The organism is Nocardioides convexus, assembly GCF_011090295.1.
Map to the genome: position 1 here is coordinate 4,158,737 of NZ_JAAMYA010000001.1, position 21,158 is coordinate 4,179,894.

The 21,158-nt window shown below is 73.0% G+C and carries 18 protein-coding genes and 10 pseudogenes; 12 read left to right on the forward strand and 16 right to left on the reverse strand.

Features of this window, described 5'->3' with window-relative positions; translation table 11 throughout:
• Positions 1 to 8: 8 nt before the first annotated feature.
• The 4 genes and pseudogenes from G5V59_RS30880 (at position 9) to G5V59_RS30895 (ending at position 3,854) form a co-directional block, all read left to right on the forward strand.
• Positions 9 to 577 (forward strand): annotated as a pseudogene (locus G5V59_RS30880) (ATP-dependent Clp protease proteolytic subunit).
• An 11-nt stretch (positions 578 to 588) separates the two neighbouring features.
• Positions 589 to 1,197: pseudogene (locus G5V59_RS30885) on the forward strand (ATP-dependent Clp protease proteolytic subunit).
• A 136-nt stretch (positions 1,198 to 1,333) separates the two neighbouring features.
• Positions 1,334 to 2,619: pseudogene (gene clpX, locus G5V59_RS30890) on the forward strand (ATP-dependent Clp protease ATP-binding subunit ClpX).
• 53 nt (positions 2,620 to 2,672) lie between these two features.
• Positions 2,673 to 3,854 (forward strand): PQQ-dependent sugar dehydrogenase, encoded by a 1,182-nt coding sequence (locus G5V59_RS30895; RefSeq protein WP_278259009.1) that lies wholly within the window; start codon positions 2,673 to 2,675, stop codon positions 3,852 to 3,854.
• Here G5V59_RS30895 and G5V59_RS30900 read toward each other — a convergent pair.
• From G5V59_RS30900 to G5V59_RS38100, 6 genes and pseudogenes are all read right to left on the reverse strand, one after another.
• On the reverse strand, positions 3,847 to 4,113 hold the full coding sequence (locus tag G5V59_RS30900; protein ID WP_278260373.1) for a hypothetical protein: 267 nt from the start codon (positions 4,111 to 4,113) through the stop codon (positions 3,847 to 3,849). The genes G5V59_RS30895 and G5V59_RS30900 overlap by 8 nt on opposite strands.
• Positions 4,085 to 4,237, reverse strand: a complete 153-nt coding sequence (locus G5V59_RS38080) for a hypothetical protein (protein ID WP_341351373.1) — start codon at positions 4,235 to 4,237, stop codon at positions 4,085 to 4,087. Before G5V59_RS38080 ends, G5V59_RS30900 begins: the two co-directional genes overlap by 29 nt.
• Before the next feature lie 36 nt (positions 4,238 to 4,273).
• Positions 4,274 to 4,429 (reverse strand): annotated as a pseudogene (locus G5V59_RS38085) (class I tRNA ligase family protein); the annotation flags it as partial.
• A 70-nt stretch (positions 4,430 to 4,499) separates the two neighbouring features.
• Positions 4,500 to 5,114, reverse strand: a pseudogene (locus G5V59_RS38090) (class I tRNA ligase family protein); the annotation flags it as partial.
• A 199-nt stretch (positions 5,115 to 5,313) separates the two neighbouring features.
• Positions 5,314 to 6,213, reverse strand: a pseudogene (locus G5V59_RS38095) (class I tRNA ligase family protein); the annotation flags it as partial.
• 175 nt (positions 6,214 to 6,388) lie between these two features.
• Positions 6,389 to 6,685: pseudogene (locus G5V59_RS38100) on the reverse strand (class I tRNA ligase family protein); the annotation flags it as partial.
• A gap of 53 nt (positions 6,686 to 6,738) precedes the next feature.
• Between G5V59_RS38100 and G5V59_RS30910 the strand changes: the two are divergent.
• Both G5V59_RS30910 and G5V59_RS30915 read left to right on the forward strand, forming a co-directional pair.
• A complete protein-coding gene (locus G5V59_RS30910; protein ID WP_278259010.1) occupies positions 6,739 to 7,920 on the forward strand; it encodes a hypothetical protein in 1,182 nt (393 codons plus the stop codon).
• A 12-nt stretch (positions 7,921 to 7,932) separates the two neighbouring features.
• Entirely contained in the window at positions 7,933 to 9,207 is a 1,275-nt protein-coding gene (locus G5V59_RS30915) for a calcium-binding protein (protein ID WP_278259011.1), read from the forward strand.
• Here the strand turns inward: G5V59_RS30915 and G5V59_RS30920 are convergent.
• Positions 9,203 to 9,280: pseudogene (locus G5V59_RS30920) on the reverse strand (hypothetical protein); the annotation flags it as partial. The gene G5V59_RS30915 and the pseudogene G5V59_RS30920 overlap by 5 nt on opposite strands.
• 67 nt (positions 9,281 to 9,347) lie before the next feature.
• A pseudogene (locus G5V59_RS30925) lies at positions 9,348 to 10,196 on the reverse strand (benzoate/H(+) symporter BenE family transporter); the annotation flags it as partial.
• Positions 10,197 to 10,343: 147 nt separating this feature from the next.
• Here G5V59_RS30925 and G5V59_RS30930 point away from each other — a divergent pair.
• Positions 10,344 to 10,859, forward strand: a complete 516-nt coding sequence (locus G5V59_RS30930) for an XRE family transcriptional regulator (RefSeq protein WP_278259012.1) — start codon at positions 10,344 to 10,346, stop codon at positions 10,857 to 10,859.
• 36 nt (positions 10,860 to 10,895) lie between these two features.
• Here the strand turns inward: G5V59_RS30930 and G5V59_RS30935 are convergent, their stop codons facing one another.
• A complete protein-coding gene (locus tag G5V59_RS30935; protein WP_278259013.1) occupies positions 10,896 to 11,594 on the reverse strand; it encodes a hypothetical protein in 699 nt (232 codons plus the stop codon).
• Positions 11,557 to 11,835, reverse strand: a complete 279-nt coding sequence (locus tag G5V59_RS30940; protein WP_278259014.1) for a helix-turn-helix domain-containing protein — start codon at positions 11,833 to 11,835, stop codon at positions 11,557 to 11,559. Before G5V59_RS30940 ends, G5V59_RS30935 begins: the two co-directional genes overlap by 38 nt.
• A 64-nt stretch (positions 11,836 to 11,899) precedes the next feature.
• On the opposite strand from G5V59_RS30940, the gene G5V59_RS30945 reads away from it, so the two are divergent.
• Together G5V59_RS30945 and G5V59_RS30950 are read left to right on the forward strand one after the other, a co-directional pair.
• The gene (locus G5V59_RS30945) at positions 11,900 to 12,601 is read left to right on the forward strand and encodes a diiron oxygenase (RefSeq protein ID WP_278259015.1); all 702 of its coding nucleotides are present in this window, start codon (positions 11,900 to 11,902) and stop codon (positions 12,599 to 12,601) included.
• 8 nt (positions 12,602 to 12,609) lie between these two features.
• The gene (locus tag G5V59_RS30950) at positions 12,610 to 12,825 is read left to right on the forward strand and encodes a diiron oxygenase (RefSeq protein ID WP_278259016.1); all 216 of its coding nucleotides are present in this window, start codon (positions 12,610 to 12,612) and stop codon (positions 12,823 to 12,825) included.
• A 57-nt stretch (positions 12,826 to 12,882) separates the two neighbouring features.
• Here the strand turns inward: G5V59_RS30950 and G5V59_RS30955 are convergent, their stop codons facing one another.
• Positions 12,883 to 13,149: a hypothetical protein gene (locus G5V59_RS30955; RefSeq protein ID WP_278259017.1), complete on the reverse strand. Its 267-nt coding sequence runs from the start codon at positions 13,147 to 13,149 to the stop codon at positions 12,883 to 12,885.
• Positions 13,150 to 13,491: 342 nt separating this feature from the next.
• On the opposite strand from G5V59_RS30955, the gene G5V59_RS30960 reads away from it, so the two are divergent.
• On the forward strand, positions 13,492 to 13,734 hold the full coding sequence (locus G5V59_RS30960) for a hypothetical protein (RefSeq protein WP_278259018.1): 243 nt from the start codon (positions 13,492 to 13,494) through the stop codon (positions 13,732 to 13,734).
• Positions 13,735 to 14,098: 364 nt separating this feature from the next.
• Entirely contained in the window at positions 14,099 to 14,593 is a 495-nt protein-coding gene (locus G5V59_RS30970) for a TetR-like C-terminal domain-containing protein (RefSeq protein ID WP_278259019.1), read from the forward strand.
• On the opposite strand, the gene G5V59_RS30975 is transcribed toward G5V59_RS30970, so the two are convergent.
• The 3 genes from G5V59_RS30975 to G5V59_RS30985 are packed head-to-tail and all read right to left on the reverse strand — an operon-like array spanning position 14,551 to position 16,795.
• Entirely contained in the window at positions 14,551 to 14,778 is a 228-nt protein-coding gene (locus G5V59_RS30975) for a hypothetical protein (RefSeq protein WP_278259020.1), read from the reverse strand. The two genes, G5V59_RS30970 and G5V59_RS30975, sit on opposite strands and share 43 nt — an antisense overlap.
• Positions 14,775 to 16,115, reverse strand: a complete 1,341-nt coding sequence (locus G5V59_RS30980; protein ID WP_278259021.1) for a hypothetical protein — start codon at positions 16,113 to 16,115, stop codon at positions 14,775 to 14,777. The genes G5V59_RS30975 and G5V59_RS30980 overlap by 4 nt, the downstream gene beginning before the upstream one ends.
• Positions 16,097 to 16,795 (reverse strand): PH domain-containing protein, encoded by a 699-nt coding sequence (locus tag G5V59_RS30985; RefSeq protein WP_278259022.1) that lies wholly within the window; start codon positions 16,793 to 16,795, stop codon positions 16,097 to 16,099. Before G5V59_RS30985 ends, G5V59_RS30980 begins: the two co-directional genes overlap by 19 nt.
• A 248-nt stretch (positions 16,796 to 17,043) precedes the next feature.
• Here G5V59_RS30985 and G5V59_RS30990 point away from each other — a divergent pair, with 248 nt between their 5' ends.
• A complete protein-coding gene (locus G5V59_RS30990; RefSeq protein WP_278259023.1) occupies positions 17,044 to 17,652 on the forward strand; it encodes a hypothetical protein in 609 nt (202 codons plus the stop codon).
• A gap of 108 nt (positions 17,653 to 17,760) precedes the next feature.
• Here G5V59_RS30990 and G5V59_RS30995 read toward each other — a convergent pair whose 3' ends face one another.
• Positions 17,761 to 19,119: an alpha/beta hydrolase gene (locus tag G5V59_RS30995; protein WP_278259024.1), complete on the reverse strand. Its 1,359-nt coding sequence runs from the start codon at positions 19,117 to 19,119 to the stop codon at positions 17,761 to 17,763.
• A gap of 28 nt (positions 19,120 to 19,147) precedes the next feature.
• Positions 19,148 to 20,930: pseudogene (locus G5V59_RS31000) on the reverse strand (biotin carboxylase N-terminal domain-containing protein).
• Positions 20,931 to 21,158: the final 228 nt, after the last annotated feature.

Below are 21,158 nucleotides of genomic sequence, written 5' to 3' on the forward strand. Positions count from 1 at the left end.
ACGACAACATCTACAGCCGGTTGCTCCGCGAGCGGATCGTCTTCCTCGGCTCCGAGGTGCGCGACCAGAACGCCAACGCGATCTGCGCCCAGCCTGCTGCTGCTGTCGGCGGAGGACCCCGAGGCCGACATCTTCCTGCACATCAACAGCCCCGGCGGTTCCGTCGACGCCGGCATGGCGATCTACGACACGATGAACTACATCCCCAACGACGTCGCCACGGTCGGCATGGGCCTGGCCGCCTCGATGGGGCAGTTCCTGCTGTGCGCGGGCGCCAAGGGCAAGCGCTACGCCCTGCCGCACGCGCGGATCATGATGCACCAGCCGTCGTCCGGCATGGGCGGCTCGGCCTCCGACATCAAGATCCAGGCCCAGCAGTCGCTGCACATCAAGAAGGTGCTGCTCGAGCCTGATCTCCGAGCACACCGGCCAGAGCGTCGAGCAGGTCACCGAGGATGCCGACCGCGACCGCTGGTTCACCGCCCAGGAGGCGCTGGACTACGGCCTGGTCGACAAGGTGGTCAAGAGCGCCAAGGAAGCCGTCGACGAGGGTCGTCCGGCCCACAAGAAGGACTGAGTGATCCAGACATGAACTACTACATCCCCCAGTGGGAAGAGCGCACGTCCTACGGCTTCCGCCGGATCGACCCCTACGCCAAGTCTGTTCGAGGACCGCATCATCTACCTCGGCACGCCGATCTCCGACGACGTGGCCAACGCCGTGATCGCCCAGCCTGCTGTGCCTGCAGTCGATGAACCCCGACCAGGACATCAGCATCTACATCAACAGCCCCGGTGGCTCGTTCACCGCGCTGACCGCGATCTACGACACGATCCAGTTCATCAAGCCGGACGTGCAGACCGTGTGCATCGGCCAGGCGGCCTCGGCGGCGGCGATCCTGCTCGCCGCGGGTGCCAAGGGCAAGCGCCTGGCGCTGCCCAACAGCCGGATCCTGATCCACCAGCCCTACACCGAGGGCACCTTCGGCCAGACCTCGGACATCGAGATCCAGGCCAACGAGATCCTCCGGATGCGCGAGCCTGCTGGAGAAGATGATCAGCGACCACTCGGGCAAGGACATCGACGAGGTCAGCCGCGACATCGAGCGCGACAAGATCCTCACCGCCCAGGGCGCGATCGAGTACGGCCTCATCGACTCGGTCCTCGAGTCGCTGAAGACCCCCGCACTGGTCTGATCCGGGCCCAGGCAGCCGAAGAGAACGACGTACGACGAATGAGCCTCCCCGATACCGAGCCGGTCTCCCTCGTGTCACGCTCCCCTTGGGGCGTGGCAGGGGGTACCGTCGGGGGGTTCGGACTTGAGGAGGACCCGTGGCACGCATCGGTGACGGTGGCGACCTGTTGAAGTGCTCGTTCTGTGGAAAGAGCCAGAAGCAGGTCAAGCAGACTCATCGCTGGTCCGGGTGTCTACATCTGTGACGAGTGCATCGACCTGTGCAACGAGATCATCGAGGAGGAGCTCGCCGAGGGCACCGACGTCGATCTCGCGGAGCCTGCCGAAGCCGAAGGAGATCTTCGAGTTCCTCAACTCCTACGTCATCGGCCAGGAGCAGGCGAAGAAGTCCCTCGCGGTGGCGGTCTACAACCACTACAAGCGGGTCCAGGCCGGCGTGCAGCCCGTCTCGGGCAAGCACAGCAAGGACGAGGTCGTCGAGGTCGCGAAGTCGAACATCCTCGTCATCGGCCCGACCGGCTGCGGCAAGACCTACCTCGCCCAGACCCTGGCCCGGATGCTCAACGTCCCGTTCGCCATCGCCGACGCGACCGCCCTCACCGAGGCGGGCTACGTCGGTGAGGACGTCGAGAACATCCTCCTCAAGCCTGATCCAGGCCGCCGACTACGACGTCAAGAAGGCCGAGACCGGGATCATCTACATCGACGAGATCGACAAGGTGGCCCGCAAGGCGGAGAACCCCTCGATCACGCGCGACGTCTCCGGTGAGGGCGTGCAGCAGGCGCTGCTCAAGATCATCGAGGGCACCACCGCCTCGGTGCCCCCGCAGGGCGGGCGCAAGCACCCGCACCAGGAGTTCATCCAGATCGACACCACGAACATCCTCTTCGTGGTGGGCGGCGCGTTCGCCGGCCTGGAGCACATCATCGAGCAGCGGGTCGGCAAGAAGTCCCTGGGCTTCACCGCCGAGCCGCGCGGCGAGGCGGAGCGGGCCGCGGACGACCTGCTCGGCCAGGTCCGGCCCGAGGACCTGACCAAGTTCGGCCTGATCCCCGAGTTCATCGGCCGTCTGCCGCTCATCGCGAGCGTCAGCCCGCTGGACCAGGACGCGCTGGTCCAGATCCTCACCGAGCCGCGCAACGCCCTGGTCAAGCAGTACAAGAAGGCTCTTCGACCTCGACGGCGTCGAGTTCGGAGTTCACCGAGGACGCGATCGCCGCGATCGCCGACAAGGCGCTCGAGCGCGGCACCGGCGCCCGGGGCCTGCGCGCCATCATCGAGGAGGTCCTCCTCTACGTGATGTACGACGTGCCGAGCCGTGGCGACGTGGCCCAGGTCGTGGTGACCAAGGAGACCGTCGAGGACGACGTCCCGCCGACCCTGGTGCTGCGCGAGGCGAAACCGAAGAAGAAGTCTGCCTGACGCTTCGGTGACGAGCATCGACCCGGCGCGGAGGCGCCCCTAGGGTCGAGTGCGTGCGCTGGCTCGTGCGGTGGAAGTGGCCTGTCCTCGGCATCCTCGGTGCCCTCCTCGTGGCCGGGGGCGTGGCCGGCTACCGGTACGGCGACGACGCCGGCTGGTGGGTCCACCCGAGCGTCGAGGACGCCCCCGAGGCGGAGCCGGCATCGGTGGAGACGGTCGCCAAGGGCCTCGCCGTGCCCTGGGACCTGGCCTTCCTGCCCGACGGCTCGGCCCTGGTGACCGAGCGGATCACCGGCCGGCTGCGCCGGATCAGGCTCCACCGGGCAGGTCTCGGAGGTCCGCACCTTCGACGAGATCGACCCCGACAGCGCCTCGATGGGCGGCCTGCAGGGGCTGGCCCTCTCCCCGTCGTACGCCGAGGACGGCTGGGTCTACGTCTACTACACCGGGCGCGAGGACAGCCGGGTCGTGCGCTTCAGGCTCGGCTCGACCGCGGCGCCGGAGCCGGTGCTGACCGGGATCCCGGCGGGCAACATCCACAACGGCGGCCGGATCCGGTTCGGCCCGGACGGGATGCTCTACGTCACCACGGGGGAGGCGGATCGTCGGGCCCCTGCCCAGGACCGCGGCGACCTCGGCGGCAAGATCCTGCGGGTGACCCCCGAGGGCGAGCCGGCGCCGGGCAACCCGGACCCCGCCTCGCCGGTCTACGCCTGGGGCTGGCGCGACCCCCAGGGCCTGGCCTGGGACGACCAGGGCCGCCTCTTCGCCACCGAGTTCGGGTTCAACAAGTCTGGACGAGTCTCAACGTGGTCGAGGCCGGCAAGGACTACGGCTGGCCCGAGGCCGAGGGCCCGGCGGACGACGACGCGCTCACCGACCCGATCGCGACCTGGCGGCCCGAGGACGCCTCGCCGAGCGGGATGACCTTCCACGACGGCAAGATCTGGATCGCCTGCCTGCGCGGCGAGCGGCTCTACCGGATCGACCCGGACGGCTCGGCGGACTCCGCCGAGCAGCCTGCTCACCCACGACTACGGCCGGCTGCGCCTGGTCACCGAGGCGCCCGACGGCTCGCTGTGGGTGCTCACCAACGACCGCAAGGACGCCGACGGCGACCTGGTCCTGCGCCTGGTGCCCTGAGCCTCGCTCAGCAGTTGTCGGCGACGAAGTCCTGGAGGACCTGTTGGTCCCCGGGGACCGGGTCCTTGCCCTCGTCGAGGTGGATCAGGTAGCGCCGTGCCTCGAAGGGCAGGTTCGCCGGCGTACCGCGCTCACGGATGAGCCTGGTCGATCCCGTCCTCGCTGAGTCTGCAGGCCGGTCATGTCCTCGCAGAACTGCTTCGGGTCCGCGTCCGAGGGCCACTCGGTCGCCGCGCAGCCGGCGCCGAGCACCGGGACGGCCGCGAGGGCGGCCGCCACCCCTGACCGCCTCACTCCGCGGGCTGCTCGGCGATCTCGGCAGTCACCGACGAACTCGGTGGCCTCGGGCACGACGGTGAAGACCAGGTCCCCGGTGATCTTGCCGGCCGCGACCAGGTCCGCGGAGGCGGACTCGGCGTCGCGGACCAGCCTTCTCCGGGCCGCTGACCTCGACCCGCGCGAGCGGGGTCTTCATGTTGACCTTGGCCTGCGACTTCGCGCCGCGGATGCCACCGAGCGCGGCGGCGACCGCGTCGATCGCGGTGCCGTCGGAGGCAGCGGGGGAGCCGAGCTCGGTGACGGTCGGCCAGGCCGAGCGGTGCACCGAGCCGTCCTGCCACCAGGACCAGACCTCCTCGGTGACGTACGGCAGGAAGGGCGCCAGCAGCCGGAGCCTGGACCTGGAGGGCGGCGGCCAGGGTGGAGCGGGCCGAGTCCGAGGCGTCGCCCTCGCCGGCGTACGCGCGCTCCTTGACCAGCTCCAGGTAGTCGTCGCAGAACTCCCAGAAGAACTTCTCGGTGACCTCGAGCGCGGTGGTGTAGTCGTAGGCCTCGAACGCCTCGGTGGCCTTGCGGACCACCCCGGCGAGGCGGCCGAGCAGGTGGGTGTCGACCGGCTGGCTGACCCGGGCGGCGCTGAACTCGGTGGCCCCGACGCTGCCGAGGACGAACTTGGAGGCGTTGAGGACCTTCATCGCCAGCCGGCGCCCGACCTTCATCTGGGTCTCGTCGAAAGGCGAGTCCAGGCCGGGGCGGGCGATGGCGGTGCGCCAGCGGACCGCGTCGGCGCCGTACTTGTCGAGGATCTCGTTGGGGACCACGACGTTGCCCTTGGACTTGGACATCTTCTTGCGGTCCGGGTCGACGATGAAGCCGGAGATCATTGCGTGCGACCACGGCGCGGCGTCGTTCTCGAAGTGCGCGCGGACCACGCGGGAGAACAGCCAGGTGCGGATGATGTCGTGCGCCTGGGTGGCCAGGTCCATCGGGAAGACCCGCGACCACAGGTCGGGGTCGGACTCCCAGCCGCCCGCGATCTGCGGGGTGAGCGAGGAGGTGGCCCAGGTGTCCATGACGTCCGGGTCGCCGATGAAGCCGCCCGGCTTGCCGCGCTGGTCCTCGGTGTAGCCCGCCGGCGCCTGGGTCGAGGGGTCGATCGGCAGGCTCGGCCTCGGTCGGCAGCAGCAGCCGGCCGTAGTCGGGCTCGCCCTCGGCGTCGAGGGGGTACCAGACCGGGAACGGGATGCCGAAGAAGCGCTGGCGCGAGATCAGCCAGTCACCGTTGAGGCCGCCGACCCAGTTGTCGAAGCGGTGCTTCATGTGCGCGGGCAGCCACTGGACCTCGGCGCCGCGCTCCAGCATCCGGTTGCGGATCGCCGCGTCCCGCCCGCCGTTGCGGAGGTACCACTGGCGGGTGGAGACGATCTCGAGCGGCTTGTCGCCCTTCTCGTAGAAGTTCGCCATCCGCTGGGTCGGCTTCGGGTCGCCGTCGAGGTCGCCGGTCTCCTTGAGCCTTCGCGACGACGGCCTCGCGGGCCGAGTGCACGGTCTTGCCCTTGAGGTCCTCGTACGCCGCGGCGGCGCTCTCGCCCGAGAGCCACTCCGGCGTCTCGCGGCTGAACCGGCCGTCGCGGCCGATGACGGTGCGGACCGGGAGCCTGCGACTCGCGCCACCAGGTGACGTCGGTGAGGTCGCCGAAGGTGCAGCACATCGCGATGCCCGCGCCCTTGTCCTTCTCCGCGGCCGGGTGGGCCAGGACGGGGATCTCCACGCCGAAGACCGGCGAGGTCACGGTCGTGCCGAACAGGTCGGCGTACCGCTCGTCGTCGGGGTGGGCGATCAGCGCGACGACCGACGGGATCAGGCTCGGGCCGGGTGGTCTCGATGTGCACCGGCGAGCCGTCCGGCTTGTGGAAGGCGACCCGGTGGTAGGCGCCGGCGTAGTCGCGCGCCTCCAGCTCGGCCTGGGCGACCGCGGTCTGGAAGGTGACGTCCCACAGCGTCGGCGCCTCCTGCAGGTAGGCCTCGCCGCGGGCCAGGTTGCGCAGGAAGGCGCGCTGGCTGACGGTCTGCGCGTGCTTGCCGATCGTGGTGTAGGTGATCTTCCAGTCGACGCTGAGGCCGAGCGTGCGCCACAGCGACTCGAAGACCTTCTCGTCCTCCTCGACCAGTTTGCTCGCACAGCGCGATGAAGTTCGGCCGGCTGATCGGGACCTGGCGCTTGGGGTCCGGCTTCTCCGGCGGGGTGAAGTCCGGGTCGAAGGGCAGGGACGGGTCGCAGCGCACGCCGAAGTAGTTCTGGACCCGGCGCTCGGTGGGCAGGCCGTTGTCGTCCCAGCCCATCGGGTAGAAGACCGACTTGCCCCGCATCCGCTGGAAGCGGGCGATCAGGTCGGTGTGGGTGTAGGAGAAGACGTGGCCCACGTGCAGGCTGCCGCTGACCGTCGGCGGCGGGGTGTCGATGGAGTAGACGTTCTCCCGCGGCTGGGAGCGGTCGAAGCCGTAGGTGTCGTCGTTCTTCCAGCGCTCGGCCCACTTGGGCTCGAGGCCTTCCAGGGCCGGCTTGTCCGGTACGACGACGGCGCGGGACTCGGCGCTCGTCGGGTCCGGGGTGGGCTGGCTCTCGAGGTCGGTCATGGTCATCAATCCTAGTTCGGACGCCTGTCAAGGCTTGAAACCCGGGTTAGTCTCAGACGATGCGCCTGCTGTCTCGGACCCTCGTCACCGCGCTCGCGGCCGCCGTCGGACTGGTCGTCGTGCCCGCCGCCGTCGACTCCTCCCCGGCCACGGCCGCCACCACCTTCTCGCTCAGCGGGCGGGGCTGGGGTCACGCCCACGGGATGTCCCAGTACGGCGCGCAGGGCGCCGCCACCCGCGGGCTGACCTTCCGGCAGATCGTGAACTTCTACTACCCGGGCACCAAGGTCGGCACGGCGACCGGCGCGATCCGGGTGCTGCTCACCAAGGAGACCCGCGACGTGCTCGTGGTGGGCGCGCAGAGCGGGCTGAGCGTGCGCGCGGTGGGCAGCGCGACGTCGTACCCCTTGGCGCGGGCGGGCGCGACGCACTGGATGATCGCGCCGACGCCGGACAACGGCACCAGCCGCGTGTGGGTGGCGGTCAAGGGGAAGTGGACCCTGGTGCGCCGACCAAGGGGCAGGCGGAGTTCGTGGCCCCCTCGCTGCGCCTCTACACGCCGTCGGGCTCGGCGCTCTACCGCGGCTCGCTGCGCTCGTCGGTCGACGGCGCCCATCGCGACGTGGTCAACGTGGTGCCGCTGGAGTACTACGTGCGCGGTGTCATCGCCCGTGAGATGCCGGCGTCGTGGCGGGCCCAGGCGCTGCGGGCGCAGGCGGTCGCGGCGCGCAGCCTACGCCGCCTTCGAGCGCGCCTCGCGCTCGGGTGCGCGCTACGACGTGGACGACACCACCCGCTCGCAGGTCTACGGCGGCCTCGCCGCGGAGACCACGGCCACCAACGCCGCCGTGACGGCGACCAGGACCGAGGTCCGGTCCTACGGCGGCAAGCCCGCCTTCACCCAGTTCTCCTCCAGCAACGGCGGTTGGACGACCCAGGGGTCGATGCCCTACCTCGTGGCGAGGGCCGACCCCTACGACCCGGTGCGTACCTGGACCGACAGCGTCACCTCGGCGGAGCCTGGAGCGGGCCTGGCCCTCGCTCGGCACGGCCACCGGCCTGCAGGTGGTCAAGCGCGACGGGCACGGCGCCGGGGGCGGTCGCGTGGTGACCATCCGGGTCGTCGGGAGCAAGCGCAGCATCGACGTCGCGGGCGACACCTTCCGCTCCTACCTCGGCCTCAAGTCCACCTACTTCTTCGTCGGCTGAGCCGTCGGTGTAACGCCGGGCCGGTCCCGTGACAGGTACCGGTCATGAGCGCGAGGTTGCTGGCCCTGCTGTCCGGGGCGTCCTTGGTCGTCGGTGTGCTCGGGGCGCTCGCCCCGGCGCAGGCCGCGGCCACGCCTACCTGCCGCGGGCTGACCGCGACGATCGTCGGCACGGCCGGCAACGACGACCTGGTGGGCACCCCGCTCGCCGACGTGGTCTGGCTCGGCCCGGGCAACGACACGTTCCGGGGCGACAGCGGCAACGACATCATCTGCGGCGGCGCGGGCCGGGACTCGATCAACGGCGAGTACGGCAACGACATCGTCCTCGGCGAGAGCGGCGCGGACCGGCTGGCGGGCGGTCCGGGTGACGACTCGCTGTCGGGTGGCACCGGTGCCGACGCCTTCGCCGGTGGGCAGGGCGACGACCGGATCAACGGTGGCCGTGACCGGGACCTGCTGACCTACCTCACCTCGCTGCACCCGATCACGGTCGACGGCGCCGCGGGCACGATCGACGGCGAGGGTCACGACGCCTACGCCCAGGTCGAGACCGTGCAGGGCACCGCGGACGCCGACGTGATGGTCGGCGGACCGGGCAACGACCACTTCGTCGGTGCGGCCGGCGCGGACCGGATCAGCGGGGGCGGCGGCGCGGACATCCTCGAGGCCGCCGGCGGTACGACGTCCGGCGGGCCCGGCGACGACCTGCTCATCGTCACCCATGGCGTCGCCCGCGGCGATGCCGGGCGCGACGTGCTCCAGCCTCTCCCTCGGCGCCCGGGGCTACGGCGGGGACGGCGACGACGCCTTCCGGTCGGGGATCGGCGCGTCGTCGGCGTACGGCGAGGCGGGCCTGGACTCCTTCCTGGTGCAGACGCCGCGGGCCGTGCCGTACCTCAACGGCGGCGCGGACGACGACCAGGTGAGCCTTCGCGACCTTCGACCGCGCGGTGCGGATCGCGCTCGGTCGCGGCCTGGCGACCTGGGCGCGCACCGGCAAGGCGCAGCCTGCGCTCGATCAACATCGCCTACGGCACGCGCTTCGGCGACACGATCCGGGGCAGACTCGGGCAACGACTACCTGTCCGGCAACGGCGGGCGGGACGCGCTCTACGGTCTGGGCGGCACCGACATCCTCGACGGCGGCAAGGCCCGCGACTACGGCAACGGCGGCCGGGGCAGCGACATCTGCTCGACCGAGGTCCGCCGCAGCCTGCGAGGTCTAGGCGGCCCGCGCCGCCGGCCGGCGCAGCACCGCCCGGCAGGCGAGCCCGACCACGAGTGCCCAGAAGGCGGCGCCGATGCCGAGCACGGTGACGCCGGAGGCGGCCACGACGAGGGTCGCGGCGGCGGACTCCCGCTCGCGCGGGTCGGCGAGCGCCTCGGCCAGCGAGCCTGCCGAGCGTGCCGAGCAGGGCCAGGCCCGCGGCGGCCTGCATCAGGCCGTCCTGCGCGGCGGCCACCATCGCGGCCAGGGCGCTGCTGGCGACGGCGAGCACCAGGTAGGTCACCGAAGCGCTGACCGCGGCCACCCAGCGGCGCTCCCGGTCCGGTCCGGCGGCCGGACCGGCGGCGAGGGCCGCGCTGATCGCGGCGAGGTTGATCGCGTGCCCGCCGGTCGGCGCACCCGCGATGGTGCCGAGCCCGGTGACGGTCAGCGACTCGCGCCACGGGACGCGGTAGCCGAAGGTGCCCAGCACGGCGACGCCGGGCACGTTCTGCGAGGCCATCGTGACGACGTACAGGGGCAGGGCGAGGCCGACCAGGGCGGACACGGTCCAGCCGGGGGTGGTCCAGGCGAGGGTCGGTGCGAGCGCGTCCGCGGGCACGTGCGCGGTGGCGAGCACGGTGACCAGCGCGACGGCCAGGGCGGCGGGGACCGCCCAGCGCGGCGCGAGCCGGAGCAGCACCAGCCAGGTGAGGACCACGGGTGCGACGGCGGCGGGTGCGTCGACGAGCGCGGTGACCGGGGCGATGCACAGCGGGAGCAGGACGCCGGCCAGCATCGCCCGGGCCAGGCTCTGCGGGATCGCCGCGACCAGGTCGCCGAGGCGGGGGATCAAGCCGGTGAGCACGATGAGGACGCCGGTCACCACGAAGGCGCCCACCGCCGCGGGCCAGCCGCCGGCGATCCCGGCGGAGGAGGCGAGCAGCGCGGCGCCGGGCGTCGACCAGGCCAGCACGACGGGCGTGCGGTGGCGCACGGAGAGCCAGAGCATCCCCAGTGCCGTCGTGACGAGCAGGGTGAGCAGGCCGGACGCCGCCTGCGCCGGGGTGGCGCCGACCGCGACGAGCCCGGCGAGCACGACGACGAACGAGCCTGCTGAACCCGACCACGGCCGTGACCACGCCGGCCAGCACCGGGCCGTGGGTACTCTCCTCGGACACGTCGCCTCCTGCCGAACGCGCGGGCGGCGTTCTGTATACAGAACACTCTAGGTGAGGAAGCGCCGATGACGCGAGCAGCCGGGGTCGGCGCGCGGATCCGCGCCCTGCGCGAGGCCCGCGGGCTCTCCCTCTCCGCGCTCGCCGGGGAGGCCGGCATCGGCAAGGGCACGCTCTCCGAGCTCGAGACCGGGCAGCGCAACCCCACCCTGGAGACCCTGTACGCCGTCGCGACGCCCCTCGGCGTGCCGATGGCCGCGCTGATGGACGACCACGACGGCGCGGTCCTGCTCGACGAGGGCATCGTCACCGTCCGGCTGCGCGTGGTCCGGGAGCCGGAGCGCACGACCGAGGTGTACCTGCTCCGGCTCGCCGCCGGGGTGGAGCGGCGCTCGCCGGCGCACGTCGCGGGCGTCACCGAGCGGCTGGTCGTGCTCACCGGCTCCGGCGAGGTCGAGCACGACGGCAGGGTGCAGGCCTTCGCGGCCGGCGAGCACGTGCACTTCGCGGCCGACCGGCCGCACGCCTACCGCGCCGGGGCCGAGGGCTTCGAGGCGATCGACGTGATCGTCACCCCGGCCTGAGCGGGGCCGGTCAGAAGGGCGGGCGGCCGGTCCCGGTCACCCGGAGGCGACCCCACGGGTCCTCGTCCGACAGCCTTCGCCGGCGCCTCGCCGACGGGGGTGCGCAGGGTCACCGCGGAGCCGCTGCGGATCCCGGCGAGCGGGGCCGGGTCGGTGATCCGGCCGTACCAGTGGAAGAGCCCGTCGACCGGCTGGAAGGCGCCGCGCAGGGTGACGGTCACCGGATGCTCGGTGTCGCCGGCGAGCACGCTCGCCGGGCCGTCGTACGCCTCCTGGGGGTGGTGGCTCACTCCTCGGCCTCCTCGTGCAGCGGGTGGACGGTCGCCATGCCGACGCCCGGGTCGAGCGCGCTGAGGTCGACGCCGTGCTCGGCGGCGGCGCCGGAGAGGGCGTGCCAGACGAACTCGCCGAGGTAGCCCGCGGCCGCGGCCCGGGAGAGGGTACGACGCTCCAGCCACCACTGACCGACGGAGTCTGCCGAGGCCGACGACGGCCTGCGCCCACGGCTCGGCGGCGCCGGTGTCGCCGCCGAGGTGGCGCAACGTGTCGCCGAGCAGCCGGGAGAGCCTTGGACGCGATCAGGTCCTTGCCCGCGGCGAGCGGGTCGCCGCCGGCGTGCTGGCGGGTGAGCAGCAGGAAGGCCTGCGGGTGCTCGGCGATCGTGGACAGGTAGGCCTCGACCCCGGCGGTGATCCGCTCACGGGCCGGCGCGGGCTCGAGCAGCGCGGTGAGCACCCGGTCCAGGACCGACTCGGAGCCCCACGCGCCGACCGCGGCGTGCAGACTCGGCCTTGTCGGAGAAGTAGCGGTAGAGGACGGGCTTGCTCACCCCGGCCTCAGCCGCGATGTCCGCGACGGAGGCGTCCGGGCCGAGCGCGTCGATGGCGCGCACGGCTGCCTGGACGAACTCCGTGCGCCGGGTGGCGCGGTGGTCGTCCCAGCGGGTGGTGCGTCCGTCGCTCTTGACGTTGGCCATGGCGCCCAGAGTACCGTTTAACCGTTACTGATGGTTGCATCTAGTTTCAGAGAGGTCCCCCTCCATGACGCTGCTCGACCCGGCGGTCCCCGACGCGCCGTCGGACGCCTCCGCCGAGGCCCTGGCGCAGCGCCTGCTGCGCTCCGCGGCCCGCCAGTCCTACGACCCCGAGGTCGACCTCGACTGGGACGCACCCCCCGTGCCCGGCCTGTGGTGGATGCAGCCGGAGCGGATGTCCCTCTACGGCACGCCGCTGTGGGAGCGGCTCAGCGAGGAGCAGCGGATCACCCTGTCGGCCCACGAGCCTCGCGAGCATCGCCAGCGTCGGCATCTGGTTCGAGATCGTGCTCATGCAGATCCTGCTGCGCGACGCCTACGCCGCCGACCCGCGCTCGGCGCGGACCCAGTTCGCGCTGACCGAGGTCGGCGACGAGACCCGGCACACGGTGATGTTCGGCCGCGCCATCGCGGCGATGGGCGTGCCGGCGTACGGGCCCCGGGAGACGTCGCGACGGCTGGGCAAAGCCTGGGCCCGCTGGCGCTGCGCGGTGCGAGCGCCTACGCCGGCATCCTGATCGGTGAGGAGCCGGTCGACCGCTGGCAGCGCGAGCCTGATGCGCGACGAGCGGATCCAGCCGCTGGCCCGGATGGTCGCGCGGATCCACGTCACCGAGGAGGCCCGTCACGTCACCTTCGCCCGCGACGAGCTCGCGAGGTCGGCGCGCGGGCTGGGCCGCGCCCAGCCTGCGCTGGCACCAGACCCTGACCGCCCGGGTGGCCTACGTGACCATGCGCTCCCTCGTCCACCCCGACGTGTACGCCGCCGTGGGCCTCGACCCGCGCGAGGCGCGACGGCAGGCGCTGGGCAACGAGGCCTACCGCGAGACGATCGCCTGGATGGGCGAGAAGGTCATGCCCGTGCTGGAGGAGCACCGCATGGTCTCCGAGCGGGACCGCAAGATCTGGCGGGCCTCCTTCCTCATGCGCTGAGGCGCGCCCGCCACCAGGCCACCGTCGCTCGCACGCCGTCCTCGATGCTCGTCGGCTTCAGCCCGAGCAGGCTCCTCGCTGCGCCGGGAGTCGACCTCGAAGGGCGCCGCGAACTGGAAGGCCAGGCTCCGCGAGCTCGCGGGTGTCGCGGTGGACGAGGCCGATCGCGCGCAGCAGGCCGGCGGGGATCGCCCCCACCTTCGGCGCCGGTACGTCGCCCGCCGCCGCGAACGCGCCGATCGCCTCGCGCTGGGTGAGCGCCGGCGCGGTCGGCGCGTGCAGCACGCTGTCCCACGACTCCGGGCTCTGCGCCGCGCGGACCATGGCGGCGGCCGGTCGGGCACGTAGGTGAACGAGTGCGGCTGGTCCAGGCTGCCGACCACCCGCAGGGTGCGCCCGGCGAGGATCGTCGGCACCATCCGCTCGCCCGCGTGCGAGGTGAGCACTCGGGGGCCGTAGAAGTCGGCGGCCGCGACGCTGACCGTCGGGGTGGCCGACGCGGCACGCGCCGCGAGCAGGGCGGTGCGCACCCCGGGCTTGCCGCGCCCCGCGGTCCGGGGCGTGTCCTCGGTGATCGGGCCGGTCACCGCGCCGTAGGCGTAGAGGCTCTCGGGGAAGACGGCCACGGCGCCGGCCCGCCCGGCCGCGGCGAGGACCACCTGCTCGGTGGCCGGCAAGCTCGCGACGCCAGGTCGCGGCGTCGTACCGGGAGGCGTGGACGCAGTGGTGCAGGGCGACGGCGCCGTCCAGGGCCGCGTCGAGGACCTCGGCGCGGCCGGCGTCCCCGGCCCGCCGCTCGATCGACGGGTGCTCGGGGCCGCTGCCGGAGCGGGTGAGCAGGAGGACGCGGTGGCCGGCGTCCGCGAGCCTGGAGGGCGACGGTGCTGCCGACGGGGCCGGCGCCGGTGACGACGTGGTGCTGGTTCATGGGACTCTCCTGGTGTCGAGGGAAACGAGAGCAGTGCTCTCGAAACGACGATAGGGCCGGCGCGACCACAATGCAAGAGCACTGCTCTCTTTTCTGGCAGGATGATCCCATGACCCCTCGTGAGCAGGCCCGGGCCCGGATGCTGGCCGACATCACCCGGATCGGGCGCGAGCACCTGGCCCGGTACGGCGCGGCGGCGCTCTCCCTGCGCGCCGTGGCCCGCGACCTCGGCGTCGTCTCCTCGGCCGTCTACCGCTACGTCGCCAGCCGCGACGACCTGCTCACCCTGCTCCTCGTCGACGGGTACGACGACCGGCCGATGCCGTCGAGGCCGCGCTCGCCGCGGTGCCGGACGCCGCACCGGCGGAGCGCTTCGCGGCGCTCGGCCGCGCGCTGCGCTCCTGGGCACGGGCCGAGCCCGCGACCTACGCACTGCTCTACGGCGCGCCGGTGCCGGGCTACCAGGCCCCGGCCGAGCGGACGACGGGGCCGGGGACGCGGGTGGTGCGCCTGCTGCTGGACGTCGCGGCACAGGCCCACGCCGCGGGCACCCTGGTCGTGCCCGACGAACCCGCCCCGGCGCCGCCGCTGGCGGCCGGCCTGGAGGGCATCCGCACCCAGTTCGGCATCGCCCTGCCCGATGCGGTGCTCACCCGGGGCGTGCTCGTGTGGGCCGCGCTGTTCGGGTGCGTCGACTTCGAGGTCTTCGGCCAGTACGGCCCCGACGGGCTCGGCGACCCGGACGCGCTCTTCGAGCGGCACCTCGCGGTGCTGGCGGCCGAGCCTGGGGGTGTGAGTCAGCCCGCGAAGCGCTCTCGCTCGCGGATCACCGCGGCGTAGACGTCGGGTGCCAGGGCGGCTCCCTCGCGGCGGACGGTGCTCGCCGGGATCACCAGGAGCCGGTTGAGCCGCACCTCGCTGGGCCGCCCGCGCGGGTCCCACCCGCCGGTGCCGACGTCCATCCAGTACCGCCCCGCGCGCGCCTCCTGCTCCGCGTCGCGATCGTGGTCCTTGCTGGTCATCACCAGGCAGTGCAGCAGACTCTTCGGGCCCGTCGAGGGTGCCGATCACGAGCACCGGTCGGTCCTTGCCCTGCTGCGGGTCGTCCTCGTAGGGCACCCACGCCCACACGACCTCGCCCGGGTCGGGCCGGCCGTCGGGCACGGGCGCGTAGGCTGCCGTCGGGTGCGCTCATCGGGCCTCCAGGAACTCCTCGAGCAGGCCGGGGCTCGCCGCGAGGGCGAGCCCGACCGCGTCCGGCACGGGTACGTCGAGCGCCTCGACCCGGCCGCTGCCCCCAGCCGTCGTCGCGGCGAGGGTGACCAGCCCGGCCCGGCGCTGGAACCAGGTGGCGCGCAGGTTCCAGCCGATCACGTGGGCGTCGGCGAGGGCCTCCCTGCGGCGCAGCACCGACCCGGAGCGCGCCACCACGTGCCCGGCCAGGTGGGCGTGCCCGAGCGCCCGCGCCCGGTCCGCGGCGAGCGCGAGGGCCACCAGGACCGCCAGCACGGCGAGCCCGAGCAGGGCGGCCGGCGCTCCGGCGAGCACCGCCACCACGCTCGCGAGGGTCACCGGCGCGGCACCGAGCAGCGCCCTGCTGTAGCGCCGCGTGATCGCCGCGCGGCCGTGGCGGCGCAGCCCGCCCGTCACCGGCTCGGGGTGCCCCAGCACGGCGGTGGCGGTCGCGACCGCCGTGGCCTGGGGCGCGGGAGGCAGCAGCACGGTGGAGCCTCTCCTGGTCCCCGCCCAGACCGGTGACGATCGCGTTGACCCGGCGGCCCCGCGCCAGGCGGAGCACCGCCGGCTCGCCGATCGTCGCACCGGCCAGCCGGGCGACGTCGATGCTCGTCTCGCGCTGGGTGAGCAGACCGCGCCGTACGTGCCACGCGGCGCCCTGGCGGGCGACCACGAAGCCACCGTTGACGACGAGGTAGCCGAGCACGGCCAGGGTCGCGACCAGCAGCAGCGCCGCGACAGCCAGGCCGGCGACGACGGCGGGGGAGAAGAACGCGAGGTCCTCCTCGGAGACCCGGATGTGGAGCGAGTCGAAGAGGGGCGCGGCCGTGCCGAGCAGGGCACCGGCGGCGACGAGCACGGTGCCGCTGAACGGCGCGTACCAGAGCCAGCGCGGGCTGAACCGCGCCACGACCGCCTCCGGCGGCGGGGGCACGCCGGGCGTGGCCGAGGTCGCGGACAGCGCGGAGAGCAGGTGGTGGCGCAGCGCGTCGGCGTCGGGGCGGGGCAGCGCGTCGAGTGCCAGCCGGTCGTCGTCGTCCGCCACCGCGCTGCCGGTGCCGATGACGACCGTCGCCAGCCCGAGCACCCGGTGGATGGGGGAGGCGGTCAGGTCGACGGTGCGCACCCGGTCCAGCGGTGTGGACAGGGTGTGCCGCTGCAGCAGCCCGCGGCGCAGGCTCCACCCGGGCGCCGGTCACCCGGAAGGTCGTCGTGAGGTACCGCACCACACCCAGCGAGACGGGGATGCCCACACCGAGCAGCGCCCACGGACCGCTGCCCGAGGCCCCGCCGGCGATGAGCAGGCCGACGAGGACCGGCAGGAACTTCACCAGGCTCGGTGATCGGGTGCACCAGCAGCATCCGGGGGTCCAGCCGCTGCCAGGGTGCCTCCGGGGCGGGCGCGCTCACGTGGCGTCGCCCTCGACGAGGTCGGCCTTGCGGGTCAGGCTCGTCGACCGGGCGCAGGGCCACGTCGCGGTCCAGGCCCTCGATCTGCAGCGGTCCCGCCGCGGACGCGGTGGTCACGGTCACCGTCGCCAGCCCGAAGACCCGGGCCAGCGGGCCCTGCGCGAAGTCCACCGTCTGCACCCGCGACATCGGCGCGATCCGCCGCTCCCGCGCCCACCAGCCGCGCTGGGTGTAGACCGCCGTGGCCGACACCTCCCAGCGGTGCACCCGGAAGCGCCACAGCGGTACGACGACCGCCGCACCGCCCGCGAGCACGACCACGAGCGCGACGAGCACCCAGCGCAGCGCGTCCGGCGCCCAGAGCAGGGCCGCCACGACGCCGGCGACGATCACCACGACCGCCTCGGCGGCGGCCTCGAGCCTGCCACAGGGTGCGGGCGCGGGGACTGACCCGGTGGGCGGGGTCGCGCAGCCTGGTTCACGGCGCCGAGCCTACGGCCCGGGACATCCGGGGACCTTGGTCCCGGGCCGGTGGTCACCAGGGTGGATGGTCCCGGCTAGTTCTTCCGGTGGGGCTGACCACATCCGGGTATGCCTGGCGGATTCGTCCGTGGTGCGCTGAGCCGCGTGCCTAGTCTGGACGGGTGCTCGACACGTTCACCCTCCGCGTCGCCTTCGGGCTCGTGGCTGCGTGCGTGCTCGTGCTCTTCTACTTCGCGACCTACCGCACCACCCGCTCGGCCTACAGCGGCTGGTGGTGCGTCTCGCTGGGCTGCTTCGTCACCGGGGCGATGCTCTACCTGTGCAACGGCACGCCGGTCCAGGTCGTCGCCAACCCGCTCGGCAACACCATCGGCGTGCTCGGCGCCGCCGGCGTGTGGGCGGCCGCGCGCTCGCTCAGCGGCCGGTCGGTGCCCTGGCGACGAGCTGCTGCCGGTGCCGGTGGTCGTGCTGGTGCTCTCCGCGCTCGAGGACCCCGCGCACGACGTGTGGTCGGGTGGGGCGGCGTACCTGCTGGGGATGGCGGGGCTCGTGGGCTGCTCCTCCTGGGAGCCTGCACGGCGTGCTGCGCGAGCGCCGGGCCGACCCCGAGCCCGGGCAGGCGCCGGTCGACTTCGCCGTCGCCGCGATGCGCCTGGCCTCGGGCGCGGTCGGTGCCTTCTACCTGCTGCGCGCCTTGGTCTTCATGGCGGTCGGCCCCGACCACGCGCTCTTCGTGGTCGGCTTCGGCCCGCAGCCGACCACCCTGCTGACCCTGCTGCTGCTGGTCGTGGTGACGTTCAGCATGGCGACCCTCGGTCACGCCCAGCAGACCTCCGACCTGCGGGTGCGCGCCACCCGGGACGGCCTGACCGGCGTCCTCAACCGCGCGGAGCCTCCTGCGCACCGCCCAGCGGGAGATCGACCGCGGCTGGCACAGCGAGCCGATGTCGGTGATCGTCGCCGACCTCGACGACTTCAAGGCGCTCAACGACGGCCACGGCCACGCCGCCGGGGACGAGGCGCTGCGCCACTTCGGGGAGGTCTGCGAGTCCGTCCTCGGCGCGCGCGGCCTGGTGGGCCGGCTCGGCGGGGACGAGTTCGTCCTGCTCGCGCCCGCCGCCGACTCCGACGACATCGCTGCTGCCATCGGCCAGCGGTACGCCGGCTCGGGGACCACCGTCAGTCTCGGCATCGGCCCGGTCCGGCCCCGCGACGACATCGAGGACGCCATCGCGCGCGCCGATGCCGCGCTCTACCAGGCCAAGGCGCACGGGCGGGCCCGCGCGGTCCGGTGGGAGCAGCCTGGACCCGCGGCGTCGTACGGCCTGAGGGGGCGCGGTCACCCGCCGACGGGCACGTGGGCGGCGAGGAAGGCGAGCCTGCTGAGCGATGTTGTGCTCGAAGTCGGCGCCGACGTAGATGTCGAAGTGGCCGCCGGGCTGCATCCGGACCTCGCCACGGGGCGCCCTGGCTGCGTGCCGCAGGGTCGCCCTCGTCGGGGCGACGGCGTCGTCCTCGCAGACCGCGAAGTGGACCGGCACCGTGATCCTGCGGGCGTCGCGGCCCGGGAAGTACCGGATGATGTCGAGGGCGAAGCGTGCCGCGACGTCGGAGCGCACCTCCATGCCCGCGGGGACGAGCGCCTCGACCCCCGCGGCGGAGTCCGGCGAGGTCATCAGTGCGGTCGAGCCGGGCGGGCCGTACGTCGGGATCATGAGCGGCTCCCCTGCCGCGTCGGGCGCCGACGGCGTCGCGCACGGCGCGCGCGGTGACCTTGGCAGAGGTGAGCGGGGCGATGGCGAGGGAGGAGGCGAGCCCGTCGGTGAACGGGCACTGGGCGATGACCGCCGCGACGCGTGGATCGCGTGACGCCGTCCGCAGCACGTGCCCGCCGCCGAAGGAGGTCCCCCACAGGACCACCCGCTCCGGGTCGGCGCCGTCGAGGGAGCGGGCGTGGGCGACGGCGCTGCGCCAGTCCGCCAGCCTGCCGCTCGATGTCGAGGAGCCTGGCGCGGCTCGCCGCTGCTGGCACCGAAGTGGCGGTAGTCGAAGACCAGGCAGCGGTACCCCGCCGCGCAGAAGCGCTCGGCGAAGGCGTCCAGGCGCATCTCCTTGACGCCGCCGAGGCCGTGGGCCAGGACGACGACCGGTCCCGGCGTGGCCGCGCCGGCCGGCTCGTAGAGCCAGCCGGCGCAGGTGCCGTCGCCGGAGGGGAAGGTCACGTCGCTGCGCGTCATGACCTCACCCTAGGGATCGCGGCGCGGGTCAGTCCTTGATCTCGGCGACGACTTCGCCGTTGCCGACCGTGGCGCCGACCTCGGCGGTCAGGCCGGTGATCGTGCCGGCCTTGTGGGCCTTGAGCGGCTGCTCCATCTTCATCGCCTCCAGGACCACCACGACGTCGCCCTCGGCGACGCTCTGGCCCTCCTCGACGGCGACCTTGACGATGGTGCCCTGCATCGGGCTGGTGACCGAGTCGCCGGACGCGGCGGCGCCGGCCTTCTTGCCGCCCGCGCGCTTGGGCTTCTTGGCGCCCGCGGCCGGACCGGCAGCGATCCCACCGAGCCCGGCGGGCAGGACGACCTCGATCCGCTTACCGCCGACCTCGACGACGACGGCCTGCTTCTCGCCGGCCTCCTCCGCCTCGCCGGCGGTGCCCTGGTAGGGCTGGATCTGGTTGTCGAACTCGGTCTCGATCCACGTCGTGTAGACGTCGAAGGAGCCCTCGCCGCTCGGGTTGGAGGCCGCGACCCACGCGGGGTCGTTGACGATGACCTCGTCGAAGGTCAGCGCGGTCGGCATGCCGTCGACCTCGAACTCCGCGATCGCGCGCCGGGAGCGCTCGATGGCCTGGGTGCGGTCGCGGCCGGTGACGATCAGGCTTGGCGATGAGCGAGTCGAACGCACCGGGGATGGTCTCGCCGTTGACGTAGCCGCCGTCGACGCGGATGCCCGGGCCCTGCGGCGGGTTCCACTTGGTGAGGGTGCCCGGGGCGGGCATGAAGTTGTTGCCGCCGTCCTCGGCGTTGATGCGGTACTCGATGGAGTGGCCGCGGATCTCCGGGTCGTCGTAGCCGAGGCTCCTCGCCGGCCGCGATGCGGAACATCTCGCGGACCAGGTCGATCCCGGTGACCTCCTCGGAGACGCAGTGCTCGACCTGGAGGCGGGTGTTGACCTCGAGGAAGGAGATGGTGCCGTCGGCGGCGACGAGGAACTCACAGGTCCCGGCGCCGACGTAGCCGGCCTCCTTGAGGATGGCCTTGGAGGACTCGTACAGACGGGTGTTCTGCTCCTCGGTGAGGAACGGCGCGGGGGCCTCCTCGACCAGCCTTCTGGTGGCGGCGCTGCAGCGAGCAGTCGCGGGTGGAGACGACCACGACGTTGCCGTGGGAGTCGGCCAGGCACTGGGTCTCGACGTGGCGCGGCTTGTCGAGGAACTTCTCGACCAGGCACTCGCCACGGCCGAAGGCCGCGACGGCCTCGCGGGTCGCGGACTCGTAGAGGCTCGGGGATCTCCTCCAGGGTGCGCGCGACCTTGAGGCCACGTCCGCCGCCGCCGAAGACGGCCTTGATCGCGACCGGCAGGCCGTGCTCCTTGGCGAAGGCGACGATCTCGTCGGCGTCCTTGACCGCGTCCTTGAGACCGGGCGCCAGCGGGGCGCCGGCGGCCAGCGCGATCTGCTTGGCCTTGGCCTTGTCACCGAGGCCCTCGATGGCCGAGGGCGGGGGACCGATCCAGGTCAGCCCGGCGTCGATGACGGCCTGGGCGAAGTCGGCGTTCTCGGCGAGGAAGCCGTAGCCGGGGTGCACCGAGTCGGCGCCGGACCTCTTCGCGACGTCGATGATCTTCTCGATCACCAGGTAGGAGTCGCCCGGGGTGGAGCCGCCCAGGGAGTAGGCCTCGTCCGCGAGCCGCACGAACAGCGCGTTCGCGTCGGGCTCGGCGTAGATCGCGACACTGCCGATGCCGGCGTCCTTCGCGGCACGGATCACCCGGACGGCGATCTCGCCTCGGTTGGCGATGAGCACCTTCTGCAACGGCTGCACGGACTGGGTCACGGTTACTCCTGTCAGGCGGTCGGTGGCGACGGATCGCACGCCAACAGCGGAGTCTAGGACGTGCGCCGGACCGGGCCCTGACCGCGTCCCGCCCACCGGGCAGCGCCGCCGCACCCCACACCCCCCAAGGGGGTTAACAAGCGTTAACCTCAGCGCCTAGGATGCCGTCATGACCTCCTTCGAGTTCGTCCCGTGAGCACGAGGAGTTCCGCCGCA

Coding starts and splice junctions, on each gene's coding strand:
- G5V59_RS38080 (WP_341351373.1), bottom strand. CDS start 4,237: ATGAAGACCCCGCTCGCGCGGGTCGAGGTCAGCGGCCCGGAGAAGGCT.
- G5V59_RS30910 (WP_278259010.1), top strand. CDS start 6,739: ATGCGCCTGCTGTCTCGGACCCTCGTCACCGCGCTCGCGGCCGCCGTC.
- G5V59_RS30915 (WP_278259011.1), top strand. CDS start 7,933: ATGAGCGCGAGGTTGCTGGCCCTGCTGTCCGGGGCGTCCTTGGTCGTC.
- G5V59_RS30930 (WP_278259012.1), top strand. CDS start 10,344: ATGACGCGAGCAGCCGGGGTCGGCGCGCGGATCCGCGCCCTGCGCGAG.
- G5V59_RS30940 (WP_278259014.1), bottom strand. CDS start 11,835: ATGGCCAACGTCAAGAGCGACGGACGCACCACCCGCTGGGACGACCAC.
- G5V59_RS30945 (WP_278259015.1), top strand. CDS start 11,900: ATGACGCTGCTCGACCCGGCGGTCCCCGACGCGCCGTCGGACGCCTCC.
- G5V59_RS30955 (WP_278259017.1), bottom strand. CDS start 13,149: ATGGTCCGCGCGGCGCAGAGCCCGGAGTCGTGGGACAGCGTGCTGCAC.
- G5V59_RS30995 (WP_278259024.1), bottom strand. CDS start 19,119: ATGACGCGCAGCGACGTGACCTTCCCCTCCGGCGACGGCACCTGCGCC.